Source organism: Mesorhizobium sp. M0938 (genome assembly GCF_040319125.1).
GTDB classification, from domain to species: domain Bacteria; phylum Pseudomonadota; class Alphaproteobacteria; order Rhizobiales; family Rhizobiaceae; genus Mesorhizobium; species Mesorhizobium robiniae.
The window spans coordinates 41,069-63,871 of the sequence record NZ_JAMYNS010000024.1; the positions used below are offsets into that span (position 1 = coordinate 41,069).

20 protein-coding genes are annotated in these 22,803 nt (G+C 62.6%); 12 read left to right on the forward strand and 8 right to left on the reverse strand.

What is annotated here, in order from left to right; translation table 11 throughout:
• Positions 1-582: 582 nt before the first annotated feature.
• Positions 583-2,880: a mechanosensitive ion channel family protein gene (locus NKH73_RS29235; protein ID WP_352938194.1), complete on the reverse strand. Its 2,298-nt coding sequence runs from the start codon at positions 2,878-2,880 to the stop codon at positions 583-585.
• A gap of 1,949 nt (positions 2,881-4,829) precedes the next feature.
• Between NKH73_RS29235 and NKH73_RS29240 the strand changes: the two genes are divergently transcribed.
• A complete protein-coding gene (locus tag NKH73_RS29240) occupies positions 4,830-5,759 on the forward strand; it encodes a coiled-coil domain-containing protein (RefSeq protein WP_352938196.1) in 930 nt (309 codons plus the stop codon).
• 102 nt (positions 5,760-5,861) lie between these two features.
• Here the strand turns inward: NKH73_RS29240 and NKH73_RS29245 are convergent, their stop codons facing one another.
• From NKH73_RS29245 to NKH73_RS29265, 5 genes are all read right to left on the reverse strand, one after another.
• Positions 5,862-6,242, reverse strand: a complete 381-nt coding sequence (locus NKH73_RS29245; protein ID WP_352938198.1) for a hypothetical protein — start codon at positions 6,240-6,242, stop codon at positions 5,862-5,864.
• Complete coding sequence (locus NKH73_RS29250; RefSeq protein WP_352938201.1) at positions 6,239-6,382, reverse strand: hypothetical protein; 144 nt, start codon at positions 6,380-6,382, stop codon at positions 6,239-6,241. The genes NKH73_RS29245 and NKH73_RS29250 overlap by 4 nt, the downstream gene beginning before the upstream one ends.
• Before the next feature lie 470 nt (positions 6,383-6,852).
• Entirely contained in the window at positions 6,853-7,164 is a 312-nt protein-coding gene (locus NKH73_RS29255) for a TOBE domain-containing protein (protein WP_352938203.1), read from the reverse strand.
• 34 nt (positions 7,165-7,198) lie between these two features.
• Positions 7,199-8,521, reverse strand: coding sequence for a D-tagatose-bisphosphate aldolase, class II, non-catalytic subunit (locus tag NKH73_RS29260; RefSeq protein ID WP_352938205.1), 1,323 nt, complete (start codon positions 8,519-8,521; stop codon positions 7,199-7,201).
• Positions 8,518-9,465, reverse strand: a complete 948-nt coding sequence (locus NKH73_RS29265) for a sugar kinase (protein ID WP_352938208.1) — start codon at positions 9,463-9,465, stop codon at positions 8,518-8,520. Before NKH73_RS29265 ends, NKH73_RS29260 begins: the two co-directional genes overlap by 4 nt.
• 248 nt (positions 9,466-9,713) lie before the next feature.
• Here NKH73_RS29265 and NKH73_RS29270 point away from each other — a divergent pair, with 248 nt between their 5' ends.
• Positions 9,714-10,730 carry a LacI family DNA-binding transcriptional regulator gene (locus NKH73_RS29270; RefSeq protein WP_352938211.1) on the forward strand — a complete coding sequence of 339 codons (1,017 nt, stop codon included), beginning with the start codon at positions 9,714-9,716 and terminating at the stop codon, positions 10,728-10,730.
• On the opposite strand, the gene NKH73_RS29275 is transcribed toward NKH73_RS29270, so the two are convergent.
• Both NKH73_RS29275 and NKH73_RS29280 read right to left on the reverse strand, forming a co-directional pair.
• Entirely contained in the window at positions 10,718-11,695 is a 978-nt protein-coding gene (locus NKH73_RS29275) for an alpha/beta hydrolase (RefSeq protein ID WP_352938214.1), read from the reverse strand. The two genes, NKH73_RS29270 and NKH73_RS29275, sit on opposite strands and share 13 nt — an antisense overlap.
• Before the next feature lie 16 nt (positions 11,696-11,711).
• Positions 11,712-12,860: a Gfo/Idh/MocA family protein gene (locus NKH73_RS29280; RefSeq protein ID WP_352938217.1), complete on the reverse strand. Its 1,149-nt coding sequence runs from the start codon at positions 12,858-12,860 to the stop codon at positions 11,712-11,714.
• Positions 12,861-13,026: 166 nt separating this feature from the next.
• Between NKH73_RS29280 and NKH73_RS29285 the strand changes: the two genes are divergently transcribed.
• From NKH73_RS29285 to NKH73_RS29330, 10 genes are all read left to right on the forward strand, one after another.
• Positions 13,027-14,373, forward strand: coding sequence for an ABC transporter substrate-binding protein (locus NKH73_RS29285; RefSeq protein WP_352938220.1), 1,347 nt, complete (start codon positions 13,027-13,029; stop codon positions 14,371-14,373).
• A 3-nt stretch (positions 14,374-14,376) separates the two neighbouring features.
• Positions 14,377-15,306 carry a carbohydrate ABC transporter permease gene (locus NKH73_RS29290; protein ID WP_352938223.1) on the forward strand — a complete coding sequence of 310 codons (930 nt, stop codon included), beginning with the start codon at positions 14,377-14,379 and terminating at the stop codon, positions 15,304-15,306.
• A complete protein-coding gene (locus NKH73_RS29295) occupies positions 15,303-16,139 on the forward strand; it encodes a carbohydrate ABC transporter permease (protein WP_352938226.1) in 837 nt (278 codons plus the stop codon). Before NKH73_RS29290 ends, NKH73_RS29295 begins: the two co-directional genes overlap by 4 nt.
• 69 nt (positions 16,140-16,208) lie before the next feature.
• Positions 16,209-16,982 (forward strand): sugar phosphate isomerase/epimerase family protein, encoded by a 774-nt coding sequence (locus tag NKH73_RS29300; RefSeq protein ID WP_352938272.1) that lies wholly within the window; start codon positions 16,209-16,211, stop codon positions 16,980-16,982.
• A 10-nt stretch (positions 16,983-16,992) separates the two neighbouring features.
• Complete coding sequence (locus NKH73_RS29305; protein ID WP_352938229.1) at positions 16,993-18,069, forward strand: Gfo/Idh/MocA family protein; 1,077 nt, start codon at positions 16,993-16,995, stop codon at positions 18,067-18,069.
• The gene (locus NKH73_RS29310) at positions 18,069-18,887 is read left to right on the forward strand and encodes a sugar phosphate isomerase/epimerase family protein (RefSeq protein ID WP_352938233.1); all 819 of its coding nucleotides are present in this window, start codon (positions 18,069-18,071) and stop codon (positions 18,885-18,887) included. Before NKH73_RS29305 ends, NKH73_RS29310 begins: the two co-directional genes overlap by 1 nt.
• On the forward strand, positions 18,887-19,720 hold the full coding sequence (locus NKH73_RS29315) for an alpha/beta fold hydrolase (RefSeq protein ID WP_352938236.1): 834 nt from the start codon (positions 18,887-18,889) through the stop codon (positions 19,718-19,720). The genes NKH73_RS29310 and NKH73_RS29315 overlap by 1 nt, the downstream gene beginning before the upstream one ends.
• Positions 19,717-20,439, forward strand: a complete 723-nt coding sequence (locus tag NKH73_RS29320; protein ID WP_352938239.1) for a ribulose-phosphate 3-epimerase — start codon at positions 19,717-19,719, stop codon at positions 20,437-20,439. Before NKH73_RS29315 ends, NKH73_RS29320 begins: the two co-directional genes overlap by 4 nt.
• On the forward strand, positions 20,439-21,464 hold the full coding sequence (locus tag NKH73_RS29325; RefSeq protein ID WP_352938242.1) for an ROK family protein: 1,026 nt from the start codon (positions 20,439-20,441) through the stop codon (positions 21,462-21,464). The genes NKH73_RS29320 and NKH73_RS29325 overlap by 1 nt, the downstream gene beginning before the upstream one ends.
• Complete coding sequence (locus NKH73_RS29330) at positions 21,457-22,548, forward strand: ABC transporter ATP-binding protein (protein WP_352938245.1); 1,092 nt, start codon at positions 21,457-21,459, stop codon at positions 22,546-22,548. The genes NKH73_RS29325 and NKH73_RS29330 overlap by 8 nt, the downstream gene beginning before the upstream one ends.
• Positions 22,549-22,803 lie beyond the last annotated feature (255 nt).

The following is a 22,803-nucleotide window of genomic DNA, read 5'->3' on the forward strand; positions in this document are numbered from 1 at the left end:
CATTCCGGATAACGACAATTCGATCCCACCTAACGACAATCGCATCCCACATAACGACAACGGATTTCCCTGTTAATTTGCCGGCGGCTGCGAACAATCATGGAAAATCTGGTTGATATTCCCCGAGACCTCGCGCAGGGAATTTCCCTCTAAGCGTTTGAAATCTCTGCGATACGTAGGTGGTCTGCCCGGCCAAAGCGCGGCATTTCACGGAATACCTGTTCTTTTTGCCTGTTATCAGGGAATATTAAATGGAGACTGGTTCGCCAGTGACTGCTCGGTTCACCACTCAGTCACAGCAAAAACGGCCCAAATCAGCAGGCTCGGAATTGGTCGACATGTCCGCGGGTTAGCTACGGATTTCTCCGACAATCGGGCAGAGCCGGCCGACTGGTCTCTGTTTCCGCAAAGAAAGTTTTTACGACCCGTCTCAGGAGACTCTTCGCGCTTAGGCTGATCTCCAGCGATTAAGCGTGCCTCATTTCCACGCCTCTGAATCCGGCATGCGACGTAATGACGGTAACATTGTGGGCCTGTGCCGCGATGACAGCTTGTTCGGAGCTTGTGCATCTCGCAGCTTTCCTACTCTGTTGTGCTAGCTTTTTTTCTGCGCCGATTGGTGTGCGACTGCGCCACGGCCATTTTCAACTCGGGTGTGATCTCCAACGGCGCATTCTCTGCTTCATGCGGGTTCTGCAGCCCCTGAACATGGACGGTCGGAAATGGGAGTTCGATACCCTGCTCCTTGAAGACTTGGCGCAGGCGTACATAGAATTTGCGTTTCATACCGAAGGCGCCTCCCGGTCTGGTTGTGGCCTTGACCCTCAATACGATGCCGTACTCGCCGAACTCCTGTACGCCCTGCATCTTGATCGGGTCGATCACCCAGTGTTTGAACTCGGGATCCTCTGCCAGTTCGAGGCCGATCCGCTTGATCAGCTTGCGAGCGAAGTCGATATCGGTGTCATAGCCGACGGTGATGTTGAATTTGTCGATAACCCAGTCACGGCTCTGGTTCTGGACTGCTCCGAGTTCACCGAAAGGTATTGTGAACAGCGGACCACGATGGTGGCGCAGCTTCACCGAGCGCAGCGAAAAGCTTTCCACAGTACCCTTGTAATTGCCCGAGGAAATATATTCGCCGACACGAAACGCGTCATCGAGCAGAAAAAACACGCCTGAAATAACGTCTTTAACGACGGTTTGTGCGCCAAATCCCACAGCGACGCCGACGACGCCAGCACCGGCGATCAGCGGACCGATCTGGATACCCATCGAGGCGAGTATCATCAACACCGCCATCACGATGATCAATGCGAGCAGCATGTTCTGGAGGATCGGTAAAAGCGTGCGCAGCCGCGCCTGCTGCGGATCGAGGATCGGCACGTCCTCGTCGCTGATCACAGGGTGCGGTGTTTCGATGCCCAGCTTTCGTTCGATCAAGGCTTTGATGATCGACCAGCCGAAATCGGCTGCGAGGGCTATGACCACGACATTGATCAAGCCGCGCAATATGAACGCCGCGGTCGCATTGCTATCCTGCATGGATTGCATGTTCAGGCCCCAGACACGCGCGAGAAAGTAAGCCGCCGCCAAGATCAAAATCATTCGGATGCCGCGATCGATGACAGCGATCGTCACCGCCGGGATCGTAGGCCGGCCGGCATCTTCAGAACCCGGCCGCAGGACGAAATTAACCCCGCGCTGCGTCATCACGATTGCCAAAGGCAGAAAGAATGCGGCGAAGGTAAACCAGAAGATTATATAAAGGCCGGCGTTGCGTTGCAGGAACAGAACGACGAAATAAGCGGTCAACAACCATGTCGCTCCCGTGTGACCACTTTGGTCCCCGTCTCGCTGCGTTCTTGGCCGACGCCAAACGGCAAGCAGCAAGAGCAACAACAGTACGAAATCGGCGCCCACTGCCAGGACCATCATTCCGTCCTGATCGATGCCGAGACCTGGCAAGAGGATAAACGCGGCGCCGAAGAAGGCGAAGACGCCGACGATCCGGGGTAGCCAATAGGACCAATGGTCAGCCGCTTCGTTGGTGATCGGCAAAGCACGAACCTCGACGGCGTTCTCGACGTTCATGAAGGAAGGGACGAGCATGGCCATGACGTACATGCGCACACCCCATGTAACGACTGCCGCCATCAGAAATGTCAGTACAATCTCGCGGATAAGCATTGGCCAGTCGAACAACATGAACGCGCCGGCGCTGCCCAGTGCGAACGAGACGATCAGCATGCTGGAATAAAGCAGGCGGCCACCAATCTTCTTGGCTCGCCCGACGGGCGTATCTTTCGGTTGCGCGATAACCCAAAGACGAAATGGACGGGTGAACTTGTACGTTGCCCAAGTGAGCGCCAGGCCGGCAGCGATGAACATCGCAATCAGCATAAATACGCTAGCAGCCCCCTTGCTGGACATATCCTCCATGGTCTGTGCCCGAACGCGCGCGAACTGGCTTGGCAGCAGGGGCAAAGTTTGCACGATTTTTTCGATATGATGCCTGACCCGGTCGAGCGTCGAGGACGCCATCGTATTCATCTGGCCTGGTGCGGCCACGGCGCCGGACGATGCGTCGCTCGGCGAAGCTCCTGCCTCTGCAGGCGCTTCCGTTGACCCGGCGTCCTGATTTCGTTGTTCGGCCACCCAGGCCTTCACTGACGGATCGTCGAGAAGTTCGAACAGCTGTTTGACCCTTTCAGGCGGGGCGGTCGCCGGCGCCTGCGCCTGTGCCGGACCGGCCAACAGGAGGGCGATACCAAAGACGAGCGGCCCGGCAATCAGGACAAACATCGCCGTCAGATCTCCAAGACGTCGTGCCGGGCGCGCCAGATTCCTGGCTCCCAATCGTCGAATGGTGAGTGGCATTGTGCTGTTAACTTTCCGGTCAAATCGGCGAGCAACGACATCTATGTCCGTTGTTGCCCTACTTTGAAGAAACCGATGTTGCCCTGCAAGACGCCATCGTAGTGCATTCCGACGTCGGCCCAGGCCCCATAGGCGCGGCGGGACCGGCTCCGGGCCTTGCCCTCGACCTAATGGAAAATCTTGGAGCCGGGCAGGTGCGACATTCAGGGCTCGCACTTGTAGTAAATGACTGACATCTCGGGAAATTGTGGACCGAAGCGCTCGAAATGCGTCTTGTCGAGGACACGAAACGATGCCGAAAAACTGCTGAACAGGATTGCATCCGAACAATTCAGCCGGACGGAGAAAGCTTCCATGGAAGCAGCGGCGACATGACTGGCTCCCGCGGCCAGCGAGACGACAGACGCGATTGCGAAAAAAGGTCTCCCGATCATGATCTCACCAGTCCCAACGCATTAAGTTTTCGATTAGCATTTCCAGTGTCCAAGCACGGCATTGCCTTCAGGAAGGAAAGATCACTTTCCAGCGGGCGCTACGACAGCCGTTTTGCATGGCCGAAGTGAGCGACAGTTGACCCAGAAGGTCTGTGACCTAGCTTAAAGTCGGAAGGGCCGACCAGAGCTGGAATTAGCGAACGATCCGCACCGTGTGGGAGAACTCACGGGACATTGAGGTGCAGAGGTGCAAGTCGGCTTTCAGAGCCTGGACGACCTTGGCGGTCGACAATCGGCGGCTTCAAACGGAAGTCATCTGCGCCGGCATGTCTATCAGCGCGACAGGCGCTCCGCCATGCAACAACAATTGGAGCATTTGGAGGGACCTCGAGGAACGTGAAAGCTTTGAGAGCGATCAAGGGCTTTAGTCAGCACCAAGGCAAGGGACAAAACACCGCTTCACGAGCTTGAAAGTACACACAACAACGCACGGGCACGGCAATGCCAGATCACCTTGCCGAAATTTACGCAAACTACGCAGCTCTCACCGTCCTGGGTGGGATAGCAACGCTCGCATCCGTGGGCGTCTATCTTGTGCTCCGGCGTATCCTTATCGCTGTGCAACGGCGTCGCGGGGAACCAGATCAGGACCTGAGCGAAGGCATCTTCGATGCCCCCGAGGGGTCCTCTTGGGATTGGGAAAGTCCGGTCGACCTCGCGACCGAGCCTGCTTCTTCTTCTTCTTCTCAGCCTGCCGTCCCCTCCGGCACGGCAGGCCTGGGTGTTCGTCCTCAGGGTGCCAATTGCCTTCGGTTTGGGGTACGAGTCGAGTATTTTGACGTGATCTCCGAGCCTTGCGAGAGATCGTCGGTGAACCCGACTACCGCTTTCGCTTCCGCTACGGGCATACCACGATCCAGCCGATTTGCGACATTGATCAGGGAAATCGCTGATTATGTCTGCAGGCAGGTGGCGGCTAAACTTGCCGCTCTGAGTAATCCAATGTTGATGGCTTCGAGCCGTATGCTGACAGAACTCGTCGTCGCGAAACGTGGGAAGCAGATTTGCGGGTCAGCATGGGACCAATTGCGTCATAAGGCTTCCCCGCTCAAGGTCGCTCAGTTGGCCAGTCCGGCGCGTCGCGGTTTCAAGGTTAAGGCTCAAAGCCCGACCGCCGAAACTGCGGCCTCCCCTCGCGTTGGAAGGCCGATCGGCCTTGTGTACCGCTTGGGCCTTGCCGCCATCTGTCTGGCCGTGCCGCTTGGCTATGCGATGACGAGACAAACCTGGGTCGAAAGCGGCCCCGCCATTTCGCTGGCTTCAGGCTATGTCTATCGAGACCGTTCGCGCCCCTTCGAGCTTCAGGCGAGTGCTGCACCAGAGCAACCAGCCCACGGAGACGAGCGCACGAGTGTCGAATTGCTCAGCCCGGAGCCTACGGCTACGCGAGCGCAATTGGGGGCAACTGGTGCTCAGGCAGCTGCTGTGAGGGAACCGGCCGGCCAGGAGCACCGGGTGACAGAAGGCGAGCGCGCCAGGAGCGCCGCTTTGCAGAGAGCGCTTCTCGAGTCGCACAAGCAGATCAATTCTCTGAGGACAAGCCTGGCAGCAGCCGACAAGGCACGCGAGGAACAGTTGCGCAACGAGCTTGAGGCAGCGCGCGCACTTGACGGATTGCGGCGCATTGCCGGAGATGCCCGCGAGCTGCTGCGCGAAGCCACCAACTATGTCCTTACGGAGATGCCGGCTGCTCATCTGGAGCGTCAGCGAACCGAACGGCTGACGCGCGATCTATCGCGAGGACGGGTACAGATTGAACAGCTTGAGGCCGAGGCCGCCGAGGATCGCGACAAGGCCAAGGCTTCGCTGGCGCAAGCGAACGGAAAGCTCGAAGACGAGCGCCGGAAATCAGAGGACCTTCGTGGCGATCTCGCCGAAATGAAACTGGCCAATGCCGCGCTCGTGAAGCGCGCGGACGCGGCTGAGCAGGAACGAACCGGAGCAGTCGCAGCGAGAGAGCGTGCCGAGCAGACCGCAGCCGAGACAGCGCAGGCTCTGGCACGAGAACGCGCTGCGCTAGTCTCGACCCATGAAGACCTCGACAACAAAGCTCGCCTCGAGCGCGACGCCGCCCGCGTACTTTTGGTACAGATCGCCAGGCTGAAGGAGGCGCTGGACAAACAGCGTGACGCCACTGTTTCCCTTGCCCGCGAACTGGCGGCAGCGCGCGCGGATAATGACAGGCTCAAGGCTGAGCGTCGCAGCGCGCAGATGGAGCAGCCGCGGAAGCCGCGCTCTGGCCGCGCAGCAGCCGCTACCGGCCAGGTGAAGGCTGTCAGCCAGAAGACTGCCCGCAACAAGGTTCGCAACCCGTCGCGGGTTGCCCGGGTGCGTTCCATCCCGCTTCCCAATTCCCTCAGGCCAAGATACGTGACGTTGGAGTGAACGGACTGCGCAGTTCTCCTGTTGCACGCCAGGCTCCTTGAGATCACTGCCTTGCGCCCTCTTGCAATACCTCCTGCTTTCGCCGGCGAGTTGCGCGATTCGCTATATCAGCCCCGTCACTCTGCCTTTCGCGTTCAATTCGCATTTGATCGGCGCCTGCCGCGTCTCCACTTTGCTTCGCCTTCCATAGTCAATGCTGACCTTGATGGGAGCCGAGATCATATCTGGGCTCAACTGACGTATGAAGCCTGCGCTGCTGACGCGCACACTGGTCGCGCCAAACGGGGCGGCGGCCACCTCGATTGCATCGCGGCAGGCGCGAACGACTTCATTCGGGACGCCCGGCAGCGTTTTGCTTGGACTGGCGGTTGATGGACTCTTGTCAGAAGGACGGAGCGCGGACGGGAGCCCGAGCGACTGTCCGGCCTCTACGGACAGGTCGACATTGACGGCAGTGGCGGCCGCAGTGCTGGTCTCGTTCACGTCCACCGGTGAGCCGCTAGGATTGGCGCCAACTCCTTTGCGCGCGCCACCTTTTCGGCCTTCACCGTGATGGCCGCCAGCACCTCCGCCATTGTGGTTGCCAGCGCCATGGCCTCCGCCGTGCTGGCCGCCAGCGCCATGCCCTCCGCCGCTCTTGGCGCCAGCTGCAGTTCCTGCGCAAGCTACCGCGATAGCGCAAGCGAATGCGAAAGATATCCAACTGGATCTAGGGAATTGACGCACGACGGCCTCCATAAGCGCGTCGGTCCCACCGTCTTTCCGCGGCATGCAGTCAGAACGGCGCAACCGCCGTTGCCCCCAGGCAAACTTACGACCAGGGCGCCCGCGGAAGTAAGTAGAGGATGATTCCGGTGTATCAAGAGCGCGGTACGTGGGGGTGTGGCCGGGATCAGCAGCGACTTCAGCAACGCGTACTCCGCATAGCCGCCGTCGAATTAGGGCCAGCGTGGCATCGGCGGCCGCCATGCTATTTCGGCCCCGGTCCACGGACACTCGGGCGATCACGAAGGACGCGACCGACAGCGTCGCGAGCATCCGCATCAGCCTCGTCTTGCTTATAGCCGGTCTTGCGCGGTTGCGGCCGCGCCGATCAGATACACCGACCGGTTTTCGCGTCGAAGAGGTGGGCACATGCGCGATCGATCTCGATCCGCACCGGCGCGCCCTGCTTGAGCGGCAGCCGTTCGCGGAAAAGGCGGAAGATTTCCTCGCCGGCGCAGTCGACCTTGGCAAAGATTTCCGAACCCTTGGCTTCCAGAAGCGTGACCGTGCCTGGCGTCCCCTCGGCGGTTGCACGGATATGTTCGGGGCGGATGCCATAGACAAGTTCGCGTCCTGCAGCATCAGCCGAGCGAACGTCTTCCGGCAGCGGCACGATCAGCCCGCCGGCGCTGCGGAACACGCCGGCCTCGATGCGCTGTCATCAGGCTAACATGTTAGCGTGATGATAGCGGCGTCCTTTTCGAAACGACGCCACCCCCCGTCGCGTCCGCGTAGATGTCGAGAACACGGGTGATGCTGCCAATCAGAAGGTTGTGCGCGAACGGTTTGACCCGGCCTTCTGCAATTTCGGCGTCGAGCTGCCCCAGATACTGACTGATCAGAGGTCGGGGAATATCCTTCTCGCCCAGCACATCCAATAGCTTTTGCGTGGCGCCTTGCGCCTCCGGCGTCGGCCAGTAATAGCGGATGCGGTCGCTGAACGAAAAATGCCGCTGCACGCGCTGCTTGTCCGGCGTGCCTGGATAGTATTTCTGCCAATTGTCCGGCGACGCCAGCATGATGCGTTCCATCGCGGCGGGCAGGCTTTCGCGCGAAGGGTCCGGCGCGAGCACATCGGCGATGTGGCTGAGCCCGTACAGCGCCTCGCGAAGCGCAAAGGTCAACCAGGGGCCGACCTTGAGGATGGCAAAACCGTCGCGAACGAGAGCGGTAAGCGCCTCTGTTGGCTGGTAGTCGGTCGAATGCGCCTCAAAAACGAATTGCGGCATGCGGTCGAGCACCGCCACCAGTCCCGTCGCCTTTTCCGGCGCATAAGAGACAACCTCAGTATTGCCGAACTCGACGCCGGGCTGGACGACGACGCCGATCGCTCGGGCAAAAACGTCATCGAGGCCGGCGCGGGAAAACGCTCGAGCGTGAATCTCGACGGTGCGCAAGGCGTCGCTGGGCTCGGTCACATGCATATGGTCGAGCGCTTCCAGAGCGCCGCCCGGCACCGGCACTTCGGTGCCGATGATATAGACGGGCTTTTCGCCGCCGGCGCGCTCGACCGCCGCCTCGGCGATTTCAGCAAGTTCGGCCGCGCGGGCGGCAATGGTTTCATCGGCGAGCACGGCTGGATCGTCGGCGCAGGCCATGCTCGTGTCCAGATGCATCTTGGTGAAGCCGGCGCTCGCATAAGCATCGATCATCACCGCGGCGTTCTTCATGGCGGCGGCGGCAGCCATGTGTTTCCACGGATTGGGTCCAAGATGATCGCCGCCGAGGATCAGGCGATCAATCGGGAAACCCGCTTTCTGCGCGTGCGCCTCGACGAAGCTGCGGAAGTCGGACGGCGTCATCCCGGTGTAGCCACCCTCGTGGTTGACCTGATTGCAGGTGGCCTCGATCAACACATCTGCATGGCGCGCCGCACCATGGCGCAGGGTGGCTTCGATCACCAGCGGATGCGCCGAGCAGACCGAGGCGATGCCGCTTCTCTCGCCGGCAGTGCGCCTGGCCGCAATATTCGCAAACCTTCGCGTTGCGGCACTCATTGCGCGCTGTTCCCTGTGGCGATGAAAGCCTCGACCGCTTCAATCGGGAAAATGCCCTCCATCGGCCCCTTGCGGGTGACGGCGAGCGCACCGCAGGCGTTGGCAATCCGCAATGCGTCTGCGGGAGCCGCCCCGCGCAACCAGAACGAGACGAAGGCAGCGCCGAAGCAGTCGCCCGCACCCGTCGGATCGACCTCGACGACGGCAAAGCCGGGCGAGGTGACCGTGCCGTGGCGATCATGATAGGTGGCGCCTGCGGCGCCTTTCTTCAGGACGATGCAGGACAGGCCACGGTTCAGCAATTCCTCGACCGCGCCGTTCTCGTCCTTGGCGGATGAAAACAGGAAGAGCTCCTCGCCGCTCGGCAGGAAGATGTCGGCTCGCGCCAGCACATGGTCGAGCGCCGTGCGCATGCCGGAAGCCTCCATGATCTCCCGGCGGATGTTCGGATCGAAGGACACGGTTCCGCCGCTCGCCTTCACCGCCTCGATCGCCGACAAGGTCACCTCGATGGCGCGGTCGGAAAACAGCGACGAGCCCATGACATGGATGTGATCGGCACCGGCGAGCAGCTTTGTTGCCGCCCCGTCGGTCTCGATCAGGCTGGAGGCACTGTTGCGGATGTTGAAGACGAAATGCCGGCTGGCGTCGGCCCGGTAGGTGACGAAGGCCGTACCCGTCGCATGGCCCCTGTGAACCGCGATCGCCGACACGTCGGCGCCCAGTGCCCGCAGCCGCTCGATATTCAGCCTGCCGAAATCATCGTCGCCGACGGCGCCGATAAGGCCGGCCGGCTGGCCGAGCGCCGCCGCCTGGCCTATGAAGATGGCGGGCGCTCCGGACGGGTAGGGTCCAAGCAGCGGACCAGGCTCGAGAAAGCTCTGGCCGATCCGCTCGGCCATGATCTCGACGAGTATCTCCCCGGCGCTGACCAGCTTTTTCATTTCGCGGAATTCCTCCCGGCGTTCGCCCGGCCTCGCTTGGATAAACCGCGCGAGCACGTTCCGGGTGATACGAATTTCGAATTCACCCACTGCACATGAATACGGCTTGTGCTTTTTCGCGTCAAATAATAAATTTACGCATGGAAACCGTTGGAATTGTATGTAAAGTTTCGACTTGCGGTTGCACGCTGGCGCACCTTATGTAGGAACCGGGCAGCGCTGAGGAACGGCGCGAGGGATCACTGCCGATGACGCATAAGACGATGGAGGATTTCGCCCGCTCTTGCGGCGTTTCCCGGCCAACGCTGTCGAAATATTTTGATGATCCGACCAGCGTCAAGCCGGCGACACGTCAGCGGATCGAGGTGGCGCTGCGCTCGTCCGACTACCAGCCCAATCTCTTTGCGCGCAACCTGAACCGCAAGCGGACCCGCAGCATCGGCATCGTGGTGCCGACGGTCGCCGATCCCTTCTATTCCGAGATGGTCAGCCGCATCGAACTCAGGCTGCGCGACGAAGGCTACTGGCCGATCGTGATCTCCTCGCATGGCTCGCGCGAGCTCGAAGTGGAAGCGACGCGAACCATACTTTCGCTAAAAGTTTCCGGCGCGCTGATCGCGCCGCTCGGCCTGCGCTCCGACCATCGCACTTTGGAGAAGCTGACGCAGGCGATACCGATCGTCTATTTCGACAGCTATCTCGAGGGCGACACGCCATTCGTCGGCAACAACAATGCCCAGAGCGTTTCGACGATCGTCGATTATCTCTGCCGTTCCGGCGATGCTCCGGTCTATTTCGACATTCCGCATGTCAACCACAACTCGCCAGAACGAGTGAACAGCTATATCGCCACCATGCAGCGACTCGGCCATGAGCCTGTCGTCATCGGCAACACCGAAGATTATACGTGGGATTTCGAGCGGATCGGCTACGAGCAGACGGAAAAGATGCTCGGTAACGGCGGCCTGCCAGGTAAGACCATCCTGTGCGCCAACGACCGTCTCGCCTTCGGCGTGATGGCTGCTGCCTACTCGCGAGGCCGCAAGGTCGGCCGCAAGGGCGATTGCGATCTGCGGGTCGCGGCCCATGACGATCATCCGCTGAGCCGCTATACCTGCCCTGCCCTCACCACAATGGCGCAGGACTTCGCTTCGATGGCGGGACGCAGCGTCGAGACGCTGCTGGCCTTGCTGGACGAGGGCGACGCGGCAGTTGCCGCCAAGGTCAGTCTCGACGCGACCCTGGTCATGCGTCAGTCGGCCTGAGTGTTAGCAAAGGCTGGATCGAAGCCGCGCCATGCGGCAACCGCTGCGCCGACCGCTTGCCGCGCCGCCGGACCATGGCGGCCCATCGAGACGAAGCCATGGATCTGGCCGGGCCAGCGCCGCAGGACGACCGGCACACCGTCATCCAGCAGACGCTTGGCATAGGCCTCGCCTTCGTCGGCGAGAATGTCATGACCGGCGATTGCGACAAACGCCGGTGCTATGCCGGCAAGGCTTGCGGCCCTGAGCGGCGACACGCGCCAGTCGTCGATATCCATGGCATCCCTGATATAGTGGTCGCGGAACCAGGCCATGGTCGCCGAAGTCAAACCATAGCCCTCGGCAAAGCGGCGATAGCTGTCCGCCGCCTGCGAGGCATCCGTGTTCGGATAGAACAGGAGTTGCGCGGCCGGCGGGTTCTTGTCGCCGCGCGCGAGCAGGCAAAGCACGGCGGCGAGATTGCCGCCGGCGCTGTCGCCTGCTGCAGCGATCCTTCTCGGGTCGATACCGAGATCGCCCGCGCCATCTTGCATGAAGGAGAGTGCGGCGCGGCAATCTTCGATGGCGGCCGGAAATTTGTGTTCCGGCGCCAGCCGGTAGCCGAGCGAGACGACGACGCAGGCCGCCATGTTGGCAAGCCACCGGCAGATCTCGTCATGGGAGTCGAGATTGCCGATCACCCAGCCGCCGCCATGCAGATAGAGCAGCGCAGGAGCACCCGTCGTGGCCGCCCCTTGCCCGCGATAAATCCTGAGCTTCAGCGGACCGCCGGGCCTGGCAATGACGCGCTCGGTCAGCGAAACGACCGGCTCGCGCTCGCCTTGCAGTTCGGGAAAGCTCAGATCATAGGCGCGGCGCGCCTCTTCGGGCGTGCCAGCCTCGAATGGCGGGGCAGCCGCCTGCCGGTCGAGGTCGAGCACATGCCTGGCCTCTGGATCGAGCAAGGGCGAGAGCGATGTCGTCATTGTAAGCCCTCCTGTATCAGGCAAGCAGGCTGGCCGCTTCGTCTTCCTGGAGGAGCGGCGGCTGATCGACCGTTGCGCTGACGGCAGTCGACTCGCGGCTCTCCCCCGATGCGAGGATCGCCTCCATGATCTCCAGCACATGGAGGGCGAGATCGCCTGACGCCCGGGGCTTTCTGCCCGTCGCCAGCGCCCGCGCAAGATCGGCGACGCCGAGCATGCGGTAATTCGCGCGGTCTGGCGCAGCGAAGGGCCAATTGCGCGCACCGTAAAGCTCGCTATCGCTGGGAAAGTCGGCCCAGTCGGCCCCACGTTCCGACAACGAGACGGTACCGCCGAACGTGTCCGGATCGGGCAGCCTGAGCGAGCCTTCGGTCCCATGCAGTTCGATTGGGTAGTTGGAGTGCCTGAAGACATCCCACGAGGCACCGAAAGTGACGGTGGCGCCCGAGCGGAACTCCAGCAGCGACAGGACGTTGGTCGGCGTGCCGACCTTGAAACTGGTATTCTTGTACGGGCCTTCGGCGGTGATCAGACGCTCTTCCTGGCCCCGCGTCGCCATCGCCATCACGCGGGCCACCGGCCCGAGCAGATTGACAAGCATCGTCAGGTAATAGGGTCCCATGTCAAAGACCGGGCCACCGCCGGGCTGATAGTAGAATTGCGGATTGGGATGCCAGTGCTCCATGCCGCGACCCATCATGAAGGCGGTGCCGGTCACCGCGCCGCCGATCGCGCCCTCGTCCATCAGGCGGCGTGCTCGCCGTCCGGCGGCGCCGAGGAAAGTATCGGGGGCTGAGCCGAGCAGCAGCCGGCGCTCCGCCGCCTCGGCGACAAGGCGGCGACCGTCTCTAGCCGAGGTCGCCAGCGGCTTTTCGGTGAAGACATGCTTGCCCGCCGACAGTGCCGAAAGCGAAATGTCGAAATGCGCCGCCGGAATGGTCAGGTTGAGGACGAGGTCGATCTCCGGATCGGCCAGAAGCGCGTCGACGCTGAGAGCCCGGATGCCGTATTCGCTGGCACGAAGGGCCGCCATGTCGGGCGATATATCGGCGCAGGCGCGCAGTTCGACCTCGCCGAACAGAGCCGCATTGCGCAAATAAGTCATCGAGATGTTGCCGCACCCGACAACGCCGATGCCGAGCTTAGCCGCTGATTTTCCTGGCATTTTCTATTCCACCTTCCGACGTCGCAACGCTCTGGTTGACCCATTGCACCAGCAACGGATCACATTCGAAGGCCGCTTTACAGTATTTTAAATATTGACGCGCGTAAAATTTTTATGGAACATGCGGAAATGCTGGCTGGGAGGCTGCCAGCGCAAGGAGGAGAAAATGACTGACATCAAAAAAGGGCCGGTTGCCGGCTCGAAGCCTGCGGCGCATGTGACGATCGCCGACCGCCGGCAGTTTCTCATCGGCAGCGCCGGGCTGCTGGGTGCGGCGACACTTGGGCTCGGTACTGGACTGGGCGTTCGCCGGGCGCGCGCGCAATCGCGGGCCGAAATCAGCTTTGCCAGCGCCGCCTTCTTCGGCAAAGAGACCTTCGGCGACCTGATCAAGGCCTTCAACGAATCGCAGGACCGCGTTCTGGTCAAGAACATCGAGCTGCCGCCGCCGAGTTCCTCGACGGAAGTCTACCAGGGCCTCGTCCAGCAGCTCGCCCGCCGTACCGGCACGCCCGACGTCTTCAGCCAGGACGTGATCTGGATCGCCGGCTTTGCTGCCGCCGGCTGGGCACTGCCGCTCGACGAGTACTTTCCGGCGGACAAGCGCAGCGCCTACTTCTCCGGAACCCTCAACGCCTGTACCTATGACGGCAAGCTGACCGCCCTTCCCTGGTTCATGGATTCGGGCATGTTCTATTACCGCAAGGACGTGCTGGAAAAGCATGGCGGCAAGGTGCCGGAAAACTGGGCCGACATGGCGACCATCGCCGCCGCCGCGCAGAAGGCCGGCGATGTCGATTTCGGCTATCTCTGGCAAGGCAAGCAGGCCGAGGTTCTGGTCTGCGACGCGGTCGAGATCATCACCTCCAACAACGGCGCGATCCTTGCGCCTGACGGCAAGTCGTCACTGATCAACCAGAAGGCGGCAGTGGACGCGATCCAGTTCCTTCACGATACCATCAACACCACCAAGATCAGCCCGCAGGACGTGCTGTCCTGGGACGAAGAGCCTTCGCGCCAGCCGTTCACCTCGGGCAAGGCGATGTTCATGCGCAACTGGTCCTATGTCTATCCGATCGCCCAGGATGCCAAGGCCTCCCAGGTGGTGGACAAGGTCGGTGTCGCGCCGCTGCCGTCCTTCCCCGGCGGCAAGAGCTCGGCCTGTCTCGGCGGCTACCAGCTCGGCGTCAACGCCAACTCGAAGCAGCGCGAAGCCGCGATCGAGCTGCTGACCTGGCTGTCGTCGACCGAAACCCAGCATCGCATCGCCCTAAACTTCGGCCTCGCGCCAACGCGCCCGGCACTGTTCCAGGACGAGAAGATCAAGACCGAACAGCCATTCATGGCGAGCCTCGAAAAGGTGTTCACCGGTGCAACGGCACGGCCGATCACGCCCGAATATGCGAAGGTGACGCTGGCCTTGCAGTCCGGCATCTCCAAGGCGCTCGTTTCTGGCAACGTCCAGGCCGAGATGGACGCGCTGGCCACGCAAATCAACACGATCGTCGGCTAACCAATGTCCGCGGCGGCCACTGTTTCCGGCATTGGCCGGCCGCGGCTTGGCAAGGCGCTTCCGGGCGCCGTCTGGGCCTTGCTCCTGCTGACGCCGGCCTTCGTGTCCCTGGCGTCGGTTTCGTTCTACCCGATTATCAACGGGCTTTATCTCTCGCTCACCAACACCTCGCTGATCACCCAGGAGAACGAGTTCTCGGGTTTCTCCAACTATGTGCAGCTCTGGGGCGACGCCCAATTCTGGAATGCCTGGTGGCACACAATGTGGTTCACCACGGCTTCTACGATACTGGAGACCGTCATCGGGCTCGGCATGGCGCTCATCCTGTGCGAGGCTTTTAAAGGCCGCGGGCTCGTCCGCGCGGCCATGCTGGTTCCCTGGGCGATGCCGACCGTCGTCACCTCGAAAATGTTTGGCTGGCTGTTCGACGGCCAGAACGGCATCATCAATTACATTCTCCTGCATGCCGGGCTGATCGACCAGAAGGTCAACTGGTACGGCTCTCCCGACACGGCGATGACCACCATCATCATCGCCGACGTCTGGAAGACGACGCCGTTCATGGCGCTGCTACTTTTGACTGGACTGCAGACCGTGCCCAATTCGCTGATCGAGGCGGCGCGCATGGATGGCGCGAAAGGCTGGATCACATTCTGGTATATCCGCCTGCCGCTGCTCATGCCGACCTTGCTGATCGCCGGTCTGTTTCGCGCGCTCGACGCTTTTCGCGTCTTCGACCTCGTCTATGTGCTGACCGGCGGCGGCCCGGCTGATTCGACCGAGACGCTGTCGACACTCTCCTACAAGGTGCTCTTCTCGACGCTGCAATTCGGCTATGGCTCGGCCGTTTCGACGGCCATGTTCGTCACCGAAGGCATCATCGCACTGGCGTTCTGCCTCTATCTCATCAGGCAGATCAGGAGGGCGCAATGAACGACACACGCTCACCGCTGCAGACGATCGCGATCTATTTCGGCGCCCTGCTGATCCTGGTCTGGTCCGGCGGCCCATTCATCTGGCAGTTCTCGACCTCGTTCCAGCTCGACAAGGCGCTGACGTCAGGCTCACCATCGCTGATCCCCGATCCCTTTACGCTCGAGCACTACTACAACGCCTTCATCGAGAAAGAGCTTCACCGCTATGTCTGGAACTCGCTGGTGGTCTCGCTGGCGACGACGTTCCTGTGCCTCTTCGTCGGGTCGCTGGCCGCCTTCGCGCTGTCCAGGCTCAACGTCAAAGGCCGTTTCGGCATCCTGATGGTCATCCTTTCGGTGTCGATGTTCCCGCAGATCGCGCTGGTCGGGCCGCTCTATCTAGTCGCTACCAATCTCGGCCTGCTCGATACCTATACGGCGCTGATCATCACCTACCTTGCGCTCGGCCTGCCACTCGTCACCTGGGTGCTGTTCGGCTATTTCGAGACGCTGCCGCGCGAGATCGACGAAGCGGCGCGCATGGACGGCGTCAGCATTCCCGGCCTGCTCTGGCACATCATCCTGCCAATGTCGCTGCCGAGCCTGGTGACCACTGGCCTGCTCGCCTTCATCACCGCCTGGAACGAATTCCTGTTCGCGCTCGCCTTCACCTCCAACATCGATCGCCAGACGATCCCCGTCGGCATCGCCAATTTCACCAACCAATATTACGTGCCCTGGGGCGACATCGCCGCAGCTTCGGCCGTCGTCACCGTTCCTTTGATCGTGCTGGTGTTGTTCTTCCAGCGCCACATTATCGAAGGGCTGACCCAAGGTGGCATCAAAGAATGAGCGGCATCAAGGAATGAAAGGACGATCGTGAAAGACCTGAAAGTCGGCTGCCAGACCTTTACCTGGGAAATGCTCGGAGACCGTTTTGCCGGCGGTCCGGACGACCTCATCAAGGCGATCGCCGACGGCGGCTATGCCGGCATCGAGATCACCGACACGATGATCGGCCGCTATGCCGGCAAGCCGGCGGAGTTCGCCGCCGCGCTGAAGTCATCCGGTCTCACTCTCGTCTCGTTTGCCTTCGGCTCGGAAAGCGGCTTCACGCTGAAGGAGAGCATCGGCGCTGACCTTGAGACCGCGCAACGCTGGATCGATTTTGCCGCTGCCTTTCCAGGCGCGCTGGTGTCGATGGGCTCGGCCACGGTGGTGTCCGACGGCCCGCGCGACGACAAGTTCGCCATCGCGGCGGAGGTCTACAACAAGGCGGGCGAACTCGGGCGCAAGGCCGGCGTCGATGTCGCCGTTCATCCCAGTTCCCATCACAACACGCTGCTGTTCGACCGCGCCGACTATGACCGCATTTTCGCGTTAATCGATCCATCGCTGGTCGGCTGGGTGCCCGACACCGGCCACATCTTGCGCGGCCACGCGGACATGGCCGACACGCTCACCACCTACCGCGACCGCATCCGCTATGTGCATCTCAAGGACGTCGACGCCAGAGGCACCTGGGCGATGCTCGGCAAGGGCGTATGCGACACGGCAAAGGTGATCGAGATCGCCGGTGCCGCGCACTACTTCAACGGTTGGCTGGTGCTGGAGGAGGAATCCGAGACCGCCGCCGCCGATCCGGCCGCCGCGGTCAAGACCAACCGCCAGACCATGCGCGGCTACGGCGCGTGAGGACAAGATCATGATCAGGAAGCAAGACCGTCGCCTTCGTGTCGGCGTGCTCGGCTGCGGGCCGATCGCGCAATTCGCCCATCTGGAATCCTGCGTAAAGGCCGCCAATGCCGACCTGTATGCGATCTGCGATGCCGCGCCCGATCTTCTGGCCCGCATGGGCGCGACCTATGAACCTGAGAAGATGTATGGCGACTACGACGCCATGCTGGCCGACCCTGAACTGGAAGCGGTGATCGTGGCGACCTCGGACGCCTATCACGTGCCGATGTCGATCAAGGCACTGGAAGCCGGCAAGCATGTTCTATGCGAAAAGCCGATCGGCGTCTCGGTCGAGGAAGGTGAGATGCTCGCCGATGCGGTCAGGCGCACCGGCAAGGTGCTGCAGATCGGCCATATGAAGCGCTTCGATCCGGCGCTGGAGGCGGCGCGCGATTTCGTCCGCGACGAGATGGGCGAGATCCTGGCGCTGAAGGCCTGGTATTGCGATTCCACGCACCGCTACACCAACACCGACGCAGTCCAGCCGCTGCCCGTCACCAGCAAGCTGGCGAGGAAGCCGGCCGGCAACCCGAAGGCTGATCTCAGGCAATATTTCATGCTCGCGCATGGCTCGCATCTCGTCGACACGGCGCGCTTTCTGTGCGGCGAGATCACCGCTGTACGCGCGCGCCTCAATGAGCGCTTCGGCGCCTATTGCTGGTTCGTCGAAACAGAATTCGCCAATGGTGCGCTTGGCCATCTCGACCTCACCGTGGCCGTGCGCATGGACTGGCACGAGGGTTTTCAACTCTATGGCCAGAACGGCTCGGTGATCGCCAAGACCTTCAACCCCTGGTATTTTCGCGCGAGCGAGGTCGACATTTTCCACGAGAAGGACGCAACGTCGCGCAAGCCGCTTGGCGCTGACGGCCATTTCTTCAGACGCCAGCTCGAAGGCCTAGCTGAGACAATCCTCGACGGCAAGCCGCTGCGCGGCGCCAACGTCGAGGACGGCCTTGCCTCGATCCGCGCCATGGTGGCGATCGCCCGCTCGGTCGAGAGCGGCGAGCGCGTCGAGATCGCCAGCGTGACGGGAGCGGTCTGATGCAGGTCGGGGTGTTCGCCAAGACCTTCCCAGGCAGTGAACCGGCCGGCGTGCTGGCGGCGGTGCGCGACGCCGGATTTGCCGTCACCCAGTTCAATCTTGCCTGCGCCGGCCTGCCATCGATGCCGGATGCGGTGCCCGGCGACGCCATCCGCTCCATCGCGGCCGCATCCGACGCCACCGGCGTCACCCTTGTGGCGCTCTCCGGCACCTACAACATGGCGCACCCCGACAAAGCGGTGCGCGACGACGGACTGCGCCGGCTTGCCGTCATCATCGAAGCCGCAGCGGATCTTTCCGTTCCGCTGGTCACGCTGTGCACGGGAACGCGTAACCGCGACGACCAGTGGGCGCACCACCCCGACAATGGCGATCCCTCGGCATGGGCCGACATGGCGGCCGAGATGGGAAAGGCGCTTGAGTTGGCGGAACGTCACAGTGTCGACCTCGGCATCGAACCCGAGCAGGCCAACATCGTCACCTCGGCCGGGGACGCCATGCGCCTCATTGCCGAAATGGGCTCGAAGCGGCTGCGCATCGTGCTCGATCCGGCGAACCTGTTCGAACACGCGAGTGCTGCGGACGCTCGCGCCATCATAGCCGACGCTGTCGAGCGCACGGCCGGCCATGTCGCCATGGCGCACGCCAAGGACCGCTCCGCCGACGGCCGCTTCGCCACCGCCGGCCGTGGCGTCGTCGATTTCGCGGATTTCGTCGCTCGCCTCAAGGCGTCGGGCTTTGACGGGCCGCTGGTGACGCACGGACTTTCGGCCGCAGAAGCGCCCGGCGTTGCTCGTTTCCTGAAGGGGTTGGCCTGATGGCACGCCCGACCACCTTGCTGCGCGATGACGCCATGCTGCGCGTTTCCGACACCGGCGACGGTTTGGCGGTCGTGTTCCAGCACGGTTTGGGCGGCAGCGAGGCGCAGGCCGCCCAGGCTTTCCCCGCCGGCCCCGGCATCCGGCGTCTCACCCTGGAATGCCGTGGGCACGGTGCTTCAGAACTCGGCGGCCGCCGTCCGTTTTCCCTGGAGATGTTCGCGGACGATGTTGTTGCCGCCGCCGATCAGGCCGGGCTCGACCGTTTCGTCGCCGGCGGCATTTCGATGGGCGCCGCGATCGCCTTGCGCCTCGCCTGCCGGCACCCGGACCGCGTGGCCGGCCTGCTACTCGTGCGTCCAGCCTGGATTTTCGGCAGCGCGCCGGCAAACATGCAACCGAACGCCGAGGTCGCCAGCCTCATCCTCGGTCACGGCCCCGACAAGGCAAGAACGATCTTCGCGCAATCGCAGACGGCTGTACGCCTCAAGCGCCAGGCGCCTGACAATCTCGTCTCGCTGCTGGGTTTTTTCGACCGGCCGGATTCGGCATCGTTCGCGCAGATCCTCGCCGACATCTCCGCCGACGGGCCAGGAGTCTCAGAAAGTGACGTCGCTGGCCTTGGCGTTCCCACGCTGGTTGTCGGCAACGCCGTGGATGCAGTGCATCCCTTGTCGGTCGCCCACAAATTGGCCGCCACCATTCCCGGCGCGACCTTTGTCGAAATCCCTGCCAAGGCGCTCGACAGCGTCAGGCATTTCGCCGAGTTGCAGGCCGAGATCACCGCCTTCCTTCACGCCCACGCCAATTTCCGGAGCCTCATTCCCTCATGACCACCAAATCCCTATCCGGCCCCGCTGCCATCGCCGCCTTGCCGCGCAACCGGCTGCTCGGCGAGTTTTCGCTTTGGTCGGCCGACCTTGCCAATATGGAGCGCGACCTGAAGCGCATCGATCCCTATGTCGACCTCCACCACATCGACGTCGCCGATGCCCGCTTCACCCCCGGCTTCCTGTTCTTCCCAGACCTGGTGGCGCGGATCGCCAGGCTGACGACAAAGCCGATCCATGTGCATTTGATGGTCGAAGCCGAGATCGTCGAGGAGCAGACGCGCCAGTTCATCGAGGCCGGTGCCGACCTGATCAGCGTCCATGCCGAAAACGGCGAGGCCGGCCTGCGCGCCGCTCGGCTGGCGCATGAGCTCGGCGCCGAGGCCGGCGTGGTGCTCAGGCTGGAGACGCCGGTCGCGGCGGTCACGCCATTCCTGTCGCAAGTGGCGTTCGTGACGCTGCTCGGCACCTCCATTGGCGTCAAAGGCCAGAGCCTTTCCGAGCAGGCCTGCCCCCGTTTGATCGAGGCACGCGCGCTCATGAAAAAGGCAGGACGCGAAGCCGACATCATCCTGGCCGCCGATGGCGGCATCCGCCACGAAACGGTGCCGCGCCTGCGCGCCGCCGGCGCCGAGACCGTGGTGCTGGGATCGCTGGCTTTCGGTGACCCCGACCTTGCGCAGCGCATGGCCTGGCTGCACGGGTTGAAGGTCGCTGCCTGATGACAAAACTTGCGCTTGCCTTCGATCTCGGCGGCACGGAGCTGCGTGGCGCGCTGGTCGAGCGCGGTGGCCGCGTTGCCGCCCGTGTTTCGGCCCCGACGATGGCGGGCGCGGGATCGGAAGCAGTGATCGGCCAGATTATTGCCCTGGCTGGAACCCTGCTGGCGGAGCACCCGCAGGCAAAGGTCGCCGGCATCGGCATGTGCGCGCCGGGACCGCTCGATCCCAAAGCGGGGATCGTCATCGGCCCGCCGACCCTGGCCGGCTGGCACGACGTGCCGTTGATCGACATTCTCGGCCGCCAATTCGGCCTGCCGGTGCGGCTGGAGAACGACGCCAATGCGGCGGCTCTCGGCGAATGGCGCCTCGGCGCCGGCCGTGGCAGTGGCTCGCTGGTCTTCGTCACCGTGTCGACCGGCATTGGCGGCGGCGTGGTTGCCGACGGCCATATCTATCACGGCCGGCGCGGCCTGGCGGCCGAGATCGGCCACATGACCATCACCGGCGAAGGCGACCGCTGTTTCTGCGGCGCCGTCGGCTGCTTCGAGGCCGTCGCATCGGGCACCGCGCTCGGACGCCGTGCCACGCGGCTGACCGCACCCGGCGACGGCTCCCTGCTTCGGCGCTTCTCCGGCGATGGCGACGTCTCGGCCAGGCACGTCGTCGAGGCCGCGCGCGCCGGCGATGTCAGTGCGCTCGAACTGATCGAGGCGGAAGCCAGGTGGCTCGGCATCGGCTTCACCAACCTGCTTCATCTCTATTCGCCGGACCTGATCGTCATGGGCGGCGGCCTCGCCAATGGCTTCGACCTGCTGGCGCCAGAGATCCGGGCCACCATCGAGCAGCGGGCGATGCCGGCCTATCGCGACGTGCCGATCGTGCCGGCGGAGCTCGGCGACCGGGCCGGGCTGATCGGCGCGGCAAGCCTTATCCTGTGGGAGGGGGAACCGGGCGCGCCGCTGGCGATCGCGCAAGACGAAGACAATGGCGCGAGCAAGCGTGCCAGGGAGGCAAGCCATGGCTGAACTCAAGCTGCGCGGCGCGCGCAAATCCTACGGATCCGTCGAGATTATCAAGGGCCTTGACCTCGACGTCGAGGACCGCGAATTCGTTGTCTTCGTTGGCCCATCCGGCTGCGGCAAGTCCACGCTGCTGCGCATGATCGCCGGCCTGGAAAAGATCACTGCCGGCGACTTGCTGATCGATGGCGTGCGCGCCAACGACATCGATCCGTCCGAGCGGGGACTGGCCATGGTGTTCCAGTCCTACGCGCTCTACCCGCACATGACGGTGGCCGAGAATATGGGCTTTGCGCTGAAGATCGCCGGCGTCTCCGCTGCCGAAAAGGAGCGCAAGGTGCGAGAGGCCGCCGAGGTGCTGCAGCTTACGCATCTCCTCGACCGGCGGCCGAAGGCGCTTTCGGGCGGCCAGCGCCAGCGTGTCGCCATCGGCCGCGCTATCGTGCGCAACCCCAAAATTTTCCTGTTCGATGAGCCGCTGTCCAATCTCGATGCCGCCTTGCGGGTGAGCATGCGGCTGGAGCTTATGCGGCTGCACGAGCAACTCAATGCGACGATGATCTATGTCACCCATGACCAGACCGAGGCCATGACCATGGCCGACAAGATCGTCGTGCTGAACGGCGGCTCGATCGAACAAGTCGGCTCGCCGCTCGATCTCTATAACAAGCCGGCAAACATCTTCGTCGCCGGCTTCATCGGTTCGCCGAAGATGAACCTTTTGCGGCTGAAAGTAGCTTCGGTTGGATCCGAAGGCGTCTCCGTGAGCTTGCCCGGCGGACAGACTTTGGCCGTGCCGGTCGAAGCGGGCGCGGTCAAGGCTGGCGACGAACTGCTGCTCGGGATGCGGCCGGAGCATCTGCGCATTTCTGCCGATGGCCGCTTCAAGGGACAAGCCGCGCTGGCGGAGCGGCTGGGCAGCCTGACCATCCTGCATGTTGAGGTCACGCCCGACATCATGCTGGTGGTGCAAACCGAAGGCGGTGATACGACACCGCTGCACAGCCCGATCGCGCTCGACGTCGCTCCGTCGCTTTGCCACCTGTTTCGCACGGATGGACCGGCGCTGACGCCTTTGCATTCCGTGTGAGCCGCCCTTCCAGCGAGATCGATGTGCTGCACCGCAGCACATCAAAAGCCGCTGCACACCATTTTAAATCTTGACGCGTGTTAAATTTTTCTAAAACATGCGGAAATGCTGACCTGTATCGGTCAGCACTCTGGGAGGAGAAATGCCTGATACGAAAAGTGGCCTGACCCAGGCCCATAATCTGCAAGCCGTATGGCGATCGACCATTGCTCGGTTGCCTGCCGTCGCAAGCGCCAGGCCGGCCGTTGCCGCGCC

Excerpts from the sequence above, each read along its gene's own strand:
- NKH73_RS29295 (WP_352938226.1), top strand. The coding sequence starts at position 15,303 with ATGAACGACACACGCTCACCGCTGCAGACGATCGCGATCTATTTCGGC.
- NKH73_RS29250 (WP_352938201.1), bottom strand. The coding sequence starts at position 6,382 with ATGGCGCTGGCGGCCAGCACGGCGGAGGCCATGGCGCTGGCAACCACA.
- NKH73_RS29305 (WP_352938229.1), top strand. The coding sequence starts at position 16,993 with ATGATCAGGAAGCAAGACCGTCGCCTTCGTGTCGGCGTGCTCGGCTGC.
- NKH73_RS29325 (WP_352938242.1), top strand. The coding sequence starts at position 20,439 with ATGACAAAACTTGCGCTTGCCTTCGATCTCGGCGGCACGGAGCTGCGT.
- NKH73_RS29275 (WP_352938214.1), bottom strand. The coding sequence starts at position 11,695 with ATGACGACATCGCTCTCGCCCTTGCTCGATCCAGAGGCCAGGCATGTG.
- NKH73_RS29280 (WP_352938217.1), bottom strand. The coding sequence starts at position 12,860 with ATGCCAGGAAAATCAGCGGCTAAGCTCGGCATCGGCGTTGTCGGGTGC.
- NKH73_RS29265 (WP_352938208.1), bottom strand. The coding sequence starts at position 9,465 with ATGAAAAAGCTGGTCAGCGCCGGGGAGATACTCGTCGAGATCATGGCC.
- NKH73_RS29260 (WP_352938205.1), bottom strand. The coding sequence starts at position 8,521 with ATGAGTGCCGCAACGCGAAGGTTTGCGAATATTGCGGCCAGGCGCACT.
- NKH73_RS29235 (WP_352938194.1), bottom strand. The coding sequence starts at position 2,880 with ATGCCACTCACCATTCGACGATTGGGAGCCAGGAATCTGGCGCGCCCG.
- NKH73_RS29290 (WP_352938223.1), top strand. The coding sequence starts at position 14,377 with ATGTCCGCGGCGGCCACTGTTTCCGGCATTGGCCGGCCGCGGCTTGGC.
- NKH73_RS29285 (WP_352938220.1), top strand. The coding sequence starts at position 13,027 with ATGACTGACATCAAAAAAGGGCCGGTTGCCGGCTCGAAGCCTGCGGCG.
- NKH73_RS29330 (WP_352938245.1), top strand. The coding sequence starts at position 21,457 with ATGGCTGAACTCAAGCTGCGCGGCGCGCGCAAATCCTACGGATCCGTC.
- NKH73_RS29320 (WP_352938239.1), top strand. The coding sequence starts at position 19,717 with ATGACCACCAAATCCCTATCCGGCCCCGCTGCCATCGCCGCCTTGCCG.
- NKH73_RS29270 (WP_352938211.1), top strand. The coding sequence starts at position 9,714 with ATGACGCATAAGACGATGGAGGATTTCGCCCGCTCTTGCGGCGTTTCC.
- NKH73_RS29300 (WP_352938272.1), top strand. The coding sequence starts at position 16,209 with ATGCTCGGAGACCGTTTTGCCGGCGGTCCGGACGACCTCATCAAGGCG.
- NKH73_RS29310 (WP_352938233.1), top strand. The coding sequence starts at position 18,069 with ATGCAGGTCGGGGTGTTCGCCAAGACCTTCCCAGGCAGTGAACCGGCC.
- NKH73_RS29315 (WP_352938236.1), top strand. The coding sequence starts at position 18,887 with ATGGCACGCCCGACCACCTTGCTGCGCGATGACGCCATGCTGCGCGTT.